An 8,333-nucleotide genomic window follows, 5' to 3' on the forward strand; every position below is an offset into this window, starting at 1 on the left:
CTGGAAACCTTGAAGGGTTTGAAAAAATGAATTGAAATTACTCGTGGCACGACTCCAGATCGTGCCACGAGTGTTTTATAAATCCCTACCTTAACGCCACACCCAACAAAAAATACCAAACCGTCAGTGCGGCAAGCTTAACGGTTTGATTGTCCCGGTCAAAGTCGGGGTTTACTTCGCAGAGATCAAAAGATGTGACCTTCGGGTGATTTCCAAATCCAAAGGCGAGTTTCAGCCATTGGTCTTTGCTGATGCCGGAAGCGTTTGGTGCGCTGACACCGGGTGCATCGGCCTGTCTGACAACATCCATATCCATTGTTACCATTAAAGATGCTTCATCAAAGAGATTGAGCCTGTTAAGTATGGCATCTACAGAGACGGACTGCTCAAAAACGGCATCACCCTGTTTTTGAACAAATGCAAGATGATCGGCCGAAACCGACGCCGGGTTCAATCCATATACATTGTATGATTTGCAAACGCCGGAGGAGTGCTTCGCAGCCTGGCGAAAAGGAGAACCGGAATGAGCCTTGCCTTCTTTCAACTCTCGGACATCTGCATGGGCGTCAATATTCACGATATTTACTGGCAGATCCGACTTCGCATAGCCAAGAAAATGCCCAAACGCTGTTTCATGACCACCGCCCAAAATGACCGGTATCACCTGGTCCGATAGAAATCCTGCAACAGTATCGCCCAGATTCTCATGATCCGCGGGCAGATCACCACTGCAGTTAAGCATCATCAGCGATTCGGTATTTCTCAGAAGCTTGGTATGAGTATCAGTGTGTGCCGCATGGGGTGTGAATGTGAGCAGATTCTCATAAACTAACCCAGGCGCTTTTGAAGCTCCCGGCCGGCCACCGTTAATTTTTACACCTATATCCGAAGGGAATCCAATCAAATGAACAGTAGGATGCTGAACATTATTTCCTATTAAATCCTTAAGTCTCAAATCTTGATTATTCATCATTTATCTCCTCATTTCGTTGTTTCGCTGCCAAATAGAACCGTCTGCGCCGTTTCCACTCCCGCCAGAAAATGGAGAGGATGGTTACAGCTACCAACGGCAGAACAAAAAAGATCATTGTATTGCTGAATGCATCCAGCAGATCGTGATCGGTAGAGAAGAGGAAAAGATAGAGTAGGTATGCGATATACATCGTCAAAAAGACAAATCCCTCAAACCGGTCAATTTTGTGACGAGTGAAAAAGATAGGCAAACAGGCAAATGAAGCGGCAATCAAAATGATCAGATCAAACCGTACGAGCGATGGTTGAACGGGGATGGAGGTCGGTATAATTAAGCCGGTAACTCCAAGCACAACCAGAATATTGAGAATATTACTTCCCACAACATTCCCTACGGCGATATCGCGCTCACCTTTCAATGCGGCTACCACAGCGGTGACAATTTCGGGCAGGGAGGTTCCAATAGATACAACCGTTAGCCCGATAACCAGTTCACTGATTCCGGCCATTTCAGCAAATATCACGGCACTGTCCACAAGCCATCGTGCACCAAGAACGAGCATAATGAGTCCGATGATGCCGGTTGTGATAAGTAAGGGGGTGGAAGTGGGCAGCGTCTCAATCTCGTCATCAAGATCAGCGTGTTTATTCTCGCGAATCAGAAAGGTGAGATAGATGCCAAGCAGAATGACCAAAATCAGGGATTCCCAAAAGTAGATGGTGCCGCTCAAAGCAAAAATAAACAGTAGAAGGGTGATACCAATCATCACAGGAACATCCACTCGAATCAACTTTACATTAACTTTAAGTGGCAAAATAATGGCGGCTATTCCTAAAATGAGCAGAGTGTTTGAGATGTTGCTGCCAACAATATTACCCAGCAACAGGTCGGTATTTCCGGCAAATCCGGCTTGGAGGCTGACTCCGAGTTCCGGCGCACTGGTTCCAAAAGAGACCACCGTCAAGCCTACAATGAGTTTTGAAATTCCGAGCCGAACCGCAAGACTCGAAGATGCACGAACCAGCAGTTCAGCACCGCCGATGAGAGCGGCAAGGCCAATAATAAACCAGATGATTGTAGAAAGCATAGAGTTAATTAAACCGGTTACCCTTCAGGAATCCACACTCCATTCTGGAGCCCTTGTAATGATACATCCAATCGTTCACATTCTCTGCATCAATTATTAAGAAATCTGCTGATTTCCCGGCTTCAATGGAGCCGAATTGTTTGTCTCTGTTTATAGCTTTAGAGGCATAGATCGTAGCACCTTTTAAAACTTCGGCCGGCGTGAGCCTGCCGTGATTGCAGGTGAGCATCATGGCAAGCGGAAGGTCAAATGTAGGTGCTGAACCGGGGTTGAAGTCGGTAGCCACGGCCACGTCCACTCCGCCATCCACCAGTTTCCGGCAGTTTAGATAGGGCTGCTGTGTGTAGAGGGAAGCGAGCGGCAAAGTTACGCCAACCACACCCTTTTCTGCCATTTGCTTGATCCCTTCATCAGATATCTGTTCCAGGTGATCGGCACTGACGGCTCCCACTTCGGCGGCCAGTTCGGCACCGCCGCCGGATGAAAGCTGGTCGGCGTGCAGTTTCGGGGTGAGTCCGTGCTTCTTTCCGGCATCAAAAATAGTACTGGCTTCTTCGATCGTAAATGCCGACTCCTCCACAAATATGTCGCAAAACTCGGCAAGGATTTCTTCAGCTACGGCCGGAATCATCTCATTAATAACCAAATCGATATAACCTTCTCGATTCTCTTTGTACTCCGGCGGAATGGTGTGCGCCCCGAGAAACGTCGATACCATGTGCACATTTGATTCCTCACTCAGCCGCTTGTAAACCCGCAGCTGTTTGAGTTCATCCTCAAGGGAGAGTCCGTAGCCGCTTTTACACTCAATGGCTGTGACGCCCTGTTTCTGAATTTCCTTTAGCAGACCGTTCGCTTTTTCATAAAGTTCATCTTCCGAAGCTGCCCGCGTCGCCTTCACGGTGGAGAGAATCCCGCCGCCGGCTTTGGCTATATCCAGATAACTTCGGCCCTGAATACGCATCTCAAACTCATCGGCCCGCCATCCGCCAAAGCAGAGGTGCGTGTGGCAGTCCACCAGACCGGGTACGACCATTTTCCCTCCTGCATCAATAGCTTGTTCAGACCGGAATTTTTCCGGCAATTCCGATTCTTTACCGACCCACTCGATTGTCTCACCGCTCCAAACTATCGCTCCGTTCTTAATCGGGTGAATGTCTGCCTGCCTGCCTTCATCACGGCAGGTATAGAGAGTGGAGATATTTTTGAGTACGGGCATAGAGAGTGATTTATTATCCGGATCGTTCAGTTGATATTATTATTATTAACTATAGTTTGTAAAGTTAATTTTAACAAGCTTAAAGAGGTTTGATATGATAAACGTCTTACATGAAAGTAAAAAGTTTTTACTACTTACAATTGTTCTAATCGCAAGTGCTACTCTATTTTTTGTTCAAGAGGGTGACAGCTATAACAATGAGGATTCAGTTGGCACAGCATGTTTTTCATATTATTATGGTAATTGGGACTTGCATGTTGGGGGATGCTGGGAAGGTACTCCATTTAACTGTACCGGATGTTCAATTCCCAGCCTGGATGAATAAACGGTTCGGTATTATATGATCATTAAATTAGAAAAGAATTACTTCGCAATGGGTCACAGTATAAAATTAATAACACTCATAAGTGTTTTTTTATTTAGTTCTTGTACAAATAACCAGCAGGCAGAACACCGTTTATTTGATATTGAGGTGATAAAGAATATTGAACTGGATGATCAGGCATCACAATATTTGTATTCATTATATCCTATAGCTTCAGCAAGTGTTAATGACGAGATCATCGCTTTACCAAATTACCGGAACCCTGTTGGTGTGACTCTCATTGATTATGAGGGCAATTATATTTCTCATGTCGGTTCAGAGGGAAGAGGGCCGGAAGAAATACAAAGTGCCAGATATATTGGCCTGGATTACAATAATAATGTGGTAATTAATGACAAGGCCTCTGCTTTGATTAAAAAGTATGACAGTTCGGATGGCACTGTTCAAGCATTCAGAAATTACACTGAGGATGGATTTGACCTTACGTCCCGGGATATGAAACAATGTGATAATCAGTGGATCTTGTCAATCAACCATCATGAATATGCTCCATCGGACACCTCATCTATGATAGGTATTCTTGATGATGAATTTCGGTTTTTGGAAATGTTTGGATCTTTTGATCCTTACTTACTTGAGAAGAAAACGATACTGCAAGATCCGATTTTAAGTGTAGATTGTGAAAACAGAGAGCTATACACGACTCATGTTAAAGTGCCTTTTATCCAGATTTATGATTTGGATGATCATTCAAAAGCAGGTCGAATCGAACAGGTTCCTGCATCCTTTAAACTATCTTACCGTTTTATAGATATGATTGAAGCGGGCGAACAGATGGATTACCGAAGATTTTTAATTGAGGAGCAGAGTGTGAGCCTGATGCTTTCACAAAATGATCAATTTCTTATGCTTCTTTTTCGAAATGATACGGAAGAGTTTTATGAGACAAGAAATTTTTTAGACAGAGAACACTTTATTGCCGTTTACTCTCTTGATGACTATTCCTACTTAGGTGAAGAGCGAATTGATGGAGCACCCTTGGGTACAACGAAAGAGGGGTTTTTAATTAATCTTGTAAATGATGATCCGTTACAATTAGAGTTGATTGACGTAGTTCAAAATTTTTCAGAATAATTAGTTGATGGGGGTCAATTTAGAGCCGCAGATGTTTTTTCAACTTTATCAATAAGCATTCTGTTTTGGATTAATTTTACTGCATTCTGAATATCATCTTTAAAGTACTGATCTTCTGCTGCGTGAGGAATGGTTTCCCGGATCACCTCATGTGCTTTTTCCACTCCTTTTCCGGGACGAAGCGGCTTGCGAAAGTCGAGTGCCTGGGCCGCTGTAAAGAGTTCAATTCCCAAAACCTGTTCCACATTTTCATATACTTTCAACAGGTGGAGTGCACTGATGCTTCCCATGCTTACGTGGTCTTCCTGTCCGAGTGATGTTGGGATGGAATCAACCGAGGAGGGATGACACAACACTTTGTTTTCAGAGACGAGTGCTGCGGAGGTGTACTGCGGAATCATAAACCCGGAGTTGATGCCGGTTTCCTGCATCAGGAGTTTGGGAAGCCCGTCGTGACCTTCCAGAAGAAGGTAGGTTCGTCGCTCGGAAATGCTCGCTATTTCAGCGAGGGCAATTTTGGCGAAATCAAGAACCAGCGCAAGCGGCTGACCGTGAAAATTTCCGCCGCTGATGATATCGCCATCCGGGAAAACGAGCGGGTTGTCGGTTACGGAGTTGATTTCGGTCTGAACCACGGATACGGCGTGATTGATCGCATCGCGGCTGGCTCCATGAACCTGCGGTACACACCTCAGGCAGTAGGGGTCCTGTACTTTTCCACAGTGGCGGTGCGACTCCAGTATTTCACTTTCCGTCAACAAATTCCGAACATTTTCAGCTACCTGTTTCTGGCCGTGATGCGGACGAATTTTATGAATTCGCTCATCAAACGGCTTGATACTTCCCTGCAGGGCTTCCAGGCTCATAGCCGCGATCACATCCGCCATTTTAAGCAGATGGAGTGATTTTTCGAGTACGTAGGAGCCGTAAGCGCTCATTAACTGAGTTCCGTTGATGAGAGAAAGCCCATCTTTGGGTTGAAGGTCGATCGGATCCAGTCCGTTCTTTTTCAACACCTGGTCGGCAGAAATTGTATCGGTTCCCTCTTCATTCCAAAATTCACCAAAACCGAGCAGCGGAAGCGACATGTGAGCCAGTGGCGCCAGATCACCCGAAGCACCCACACTTCCCTTTTCGGGGATGGCCGGAATCCAGTCGTTTTCGATGAAAAGCATCAGGCGGTCGAATGTTTCCTCCGAAATTCCGGAATAGCCGATGGCGAGGGCGTGAACTTTTAGCTGAAGCATCAGCCTGGAGATTTCTTTGGGGATCAAATTCCCGACTCCGACCGAATGTGATAAAATCAGGTTCCGCTGAAGCTGCTTTAGGTCGGCGTCGTTCACACGTTTTCCGGCCAGCGCGCCAAACCCGGTATTGATCCCGTAGTAGGCGTTGCCGTCTTTTAACGCTTTTTCCACTACTTTCCGGGAATCAGTCAGAGCCTTCTTCTCTTTTTTAAGATGATCGATTCGCTTGTTTAAATCACCATACAGATTACTAATGCTAACGTTTTCCATACTCAAAATTTTTCTGGCAAATTGGTTGTGAATCTTGAAGAAACGGCGCTTCTAAATTACTCAAGATCTAACCAGAATGAAAACCGTATCGGTTTGCAATATTAATTACTGCACTACCTTTATATACAAATCGTGAGGAGAATCAGGCAGGCCGGGCAGATAGCCGCGGTCGATTTTAAACTCATCGGCGGCAATACGATTTTCTTCAGCCCATCGATACATTTTGCCGAATGACCCGGCAATTTCGGTGAGCGGTCCGGTGTGATGGAAATGCAGATAAGACTGTTTGGGAATCTGGAGTGAAGTCATTCCCGCCGGAACCGGCCGGCCGGGTTCCACTTCTGCGCCAACAATTTGTGTATAGATCTCGTCCATCACGTTTGCAGATATTTCTGTGTAAGTATCTGTGGTGCGATTTGAGAGTTCACCTTTTCGAGTAAACAACTTTTCCCACGCTTCCGGCATTTTTTGATGAAGCTCTTTCCAGTGGGCTTTAACCTCGATTCCTATGAGTGTAATTTTTGGAAGAGTAACGACTTTCATGCTTTTAATGGGCTTGAAGTTAAGAGTCATGCTTTTTCGCTACGGAAGGCCGGAATAATTAAGTACAATCTGCACATTTCCGTGATTCTGTGGCATACTTTCTCAAAACAAGGGATGAATTTTGGTTCACATTAAATTCAAATCACCAAAATGCATTGATCACAAAGTGGTATGTCATGATCAGAGCTGCAACCACTTTGATAAAGGTACTGACAAAAAATCCAAGTACAGCTCCCATGGCAGACCGCAAGGCTTCACGTGAAGTTTTCTTGTTGATCAGTTCTCCGGCGTACGCTCCTGCAATTGGACCAAAAACAATTCCAAATGGCGGGAATATGATAAAACCAACGATAGCTCCAATAATACTTCCCCAGATGCCATATGAGGAAGCCCCCATCTTTTTGGCTCCGGCTACTGTGGCAATCTGTTCCAGGAACTGAATCATGACTACAATGACCGCCCAGACAATCATAAACCGAAGGCTGAAGGGCGGGTATTCGGTCAGTTGTAACATCAGCAGGCCTGCGTATGAAAACGGGAGCCCGGGGAGCACAGGAAGAAATGCACCGATAAGGCCGGTGATCATTAATAAGGCACCAAGAGTGATGAGAATAATTTCCATGAAGTGAGTACGATGCTTTAGAAATTGCCTGTTACAATGAATCTAAGCGAGTTTACGTGGTAAAATCGTAAAAGATGCGGAAACTCTTAGGGGATTGTAAAAAAACACCAGGCAAAAAAAATCCGAATCCATCAACTGATGAAATCGGATTTTTATCTCGAAGTGTAAATTTGAAATTATTCGGAAGCTAAAGCCTCAATATACCGTTCGGCAATTCGGCTGTAAGCACCATTTAGCTGATAGGCTTTTTCAAGGGTGCTCCTGGCCTCTTCAATTCGGTTGAGCTGAAAGTAGGTGTTTCCAAGATACCAGTAATTCTGCTCCCGGATGATCACATTTTCAATTTCATAATCGAGTGAGCGCTCAAAATAGTCGGCGGCTTCGTTGTACATGCCTTCGTTGTAGTAGATCGATCCTGCTGTCACCAAAAGCTGCGCTTTATCTTCAGGAGGGCGAACGGCCTCGAGGTTCTCTTCAACTAAAGAGATGGCATTCGAAACATTGCCGCGATTTGCTTCGGCAATAACACTCATGATCAGTTCGGAAATATCGGTGATCTCGGTAACACCCTCTGCAGAGCGGTAGTAGTCCAGTTCTATTGAACCGATTGGCTGTACAGAGAGTTGCTGTTCGTTGTAAACGTTGAACAATATCAAGCCGGCGGCAATAATGACCACGGCGGCCGCTGCGAAATATCGTAAAGGTGTCCGATTGTTGAGGAAGTGAACATTTTTAGTATTCTCACCGTTGGCCAGCCCCTTCAAACTGGCTACAGTTTTGAGATAATCGTAATAGTAGTCATCAAAGATAATTTCGGACCACAATTCATCAATCTCTTTTTCATTAAGATTGCCCGCTACATATTGATCAATCTTTTCTTCCAATATTTTATTTGTGTTGCTCTCAATCATGT

General features: G+C 45.0%; 8 protein-coding genes. 1 reads left to right on the forward strand and 7 read right to left on the reverse strand.

The features are described 5' to 3' along the window. Nucleotides 1–85 precede the first annotated feature (85 nt). Genes BG260_RS02490 through hutI form a run of 3 tightly spaced genes read right to left on the reverse strand, consistent with a single transcriptional unit; the run spans nucleotide 86 to nucleotide 3,279 of the window. Nucleotides 86–973 (reverse strand): formimidoylglutamase, encoded by an 888-nt coding sequence (locus tag BG260_RS02490; protein ID WP_069130369.1) that lies wholly within the window; start codon nucleotides 971–973, stop codon nucleotides 86–88. Beyond that, entirely contained in the window at nucleotides 963–2,060 is a 1,098-nt protein-coding gene (locus BG260_RS02495; RefSeq protein ID WP_069130370.1) for a calcium/sodium antiporter, read from the reverse strand. The genes BG260_RS02490 and BG260_RS02495 overlap by 11 nt, the downstream gene beginning before the upstream one ends. A 4-nt stretch (nucleotides 2,061–2,064) precedes the next feature. Next, the gene (gene hutI, locus BG260_RS02500; RefSeq protein WP_069130371.1) at nucleotides 2,065–3,279 is read right to left on the reverse strand and encodes an imidazolonepropionase; all 1,215 of its coding nucleotides are present in this window, start codon (nucleotides 3,277–3,279) and stop codon (nucleotides 2,065–2,067) included. Between the two features lie 340 nt (nucleotides 3,280–3,619). Between hutI and BG260_RS02505 the strand changes: the two genes are divergently transcribed. Then, nucleotides 3,620–4,738: an NHL repeat-containing protein gene (locus BG260_RS02505; RefSeq protein ID WP_069130372.1), complete on the forward strand. Its 1,119-nt coding sequence runs from the start codon at nucleotides 3,620–3,622 to the stop codon at nucleotides 4,736–4,738. Between the two features lie 14 nt (nucleotides 4,739–4,752). Here the strand turns inward: BG260_RS02505 and hutH are convergent, their stop codons facing one another. The 4 genes from hutH to BG260_RS02525 all read right to left on the reverse strand — a co-directional run. Next, the gene (gene hutH, locus BG260_RS02510; RefSeq protein WP_069130373.1) at nucleotides 4,753–6,255 is read right to left on the reverse strand and encodes a histidine ammonia-lyase; all 1,503 of its coding nucleotides are present in this window, start codon (nucleotides 6,253–6,255) and stop codon (nucleotides 4,753–4,755) included. A gap of 105 nt (nucleotides 6,256–6,360) precedes the next feature. Continuing rightward, nucleotides 6,361–6,798, reverse strand: coding sequence for a GyrI-like domain-containing protein (locus tag BG260_RS02515; protein ID WP_069130374.1), 438 nt, complete (start codon nucleotides 6,796–6,798; stop codon nucleotides 6,361–6,363). A 142-nt stretch (nucleotides 6,799–6,940) separates the two neighbouring features. After that, nucleotides 6,941–7,420 (reverse strand): DUF456 domain-containing protein, encoded by a 480-nt coding sequence (locus BG260_RS02520; protein WP_069130375.1) that lies wholly within the window; start codon nucleotides 7,418–7,420, stop codon nucleotides 6,941–6,943. 176 nt (nucleotides 7,421–7,596) lie between these two features. Further along, on the reverse strand, nucleotides 7,597–8,333 hold a 737-nt coding region (locus BG260_RS02525; RefSeq protein ID WP_069130376.1), incomplete at its 5' end, for a tetratricopeptide repeat protein.

Origin of the sequence: Rhodohalobacter halophilus, from assembly GCF_001715195.1 — a bacterium.
GTDB lineage: Bacteria > Bacteroidota > Rhodothermia > Balneolales > Balneolaceae > Rhodohalobacter > Rhodohalobacter halophilus.

Coding starts and splice junctions, on each gene's coding strand:
- BG260_RS02490 (WP_069130369.1), bottom strand. CDS start 973: ATGATGAATAATCAAGATTTGAGACTTAAGGATTTAATAGGAAATAAT.
- BG260_RS02495 (WP_069130370.1), bottom strand. CDS start 2,060: ATGCTTTCTACAATCATCTGGTTTATTATTGGCCTTGCCGCTCTCATC.
- hutI (WP_069130371.1), bottom strand. CDS start 3,279: ATGCCCGTACTCAAAAATATCTCCACTCTCTATACCTGCCGTGATGAA.
- BG260_RS02505 (WP_069130372.1), top strand. CDS start 3,620: ATGATCATTAAATTAGAAAAGAATTACTTCGCAATGGGTCACAGTATA.
- hutH (WP_069130373.1), bottom strand. CDS start 6,255: ATGGAAAACGTTAGCATTAGTAATCTGTATGGTGATTTAAACAAGCGA.
- BG260_RS02515 (WP_069130374.1), bottom strand. CDS start 6,798: ATGAAAGTCGTTACTCTTCCAAAAATTACACTCATAGGAATCGAGGTT.
- BG260_RS02520 (WP_069130375.1), bottom strand. CDS start 7,420: ATGGAAATTATTCTCATCACTCTTGGTGCCTTATTAATGATCACCGGC.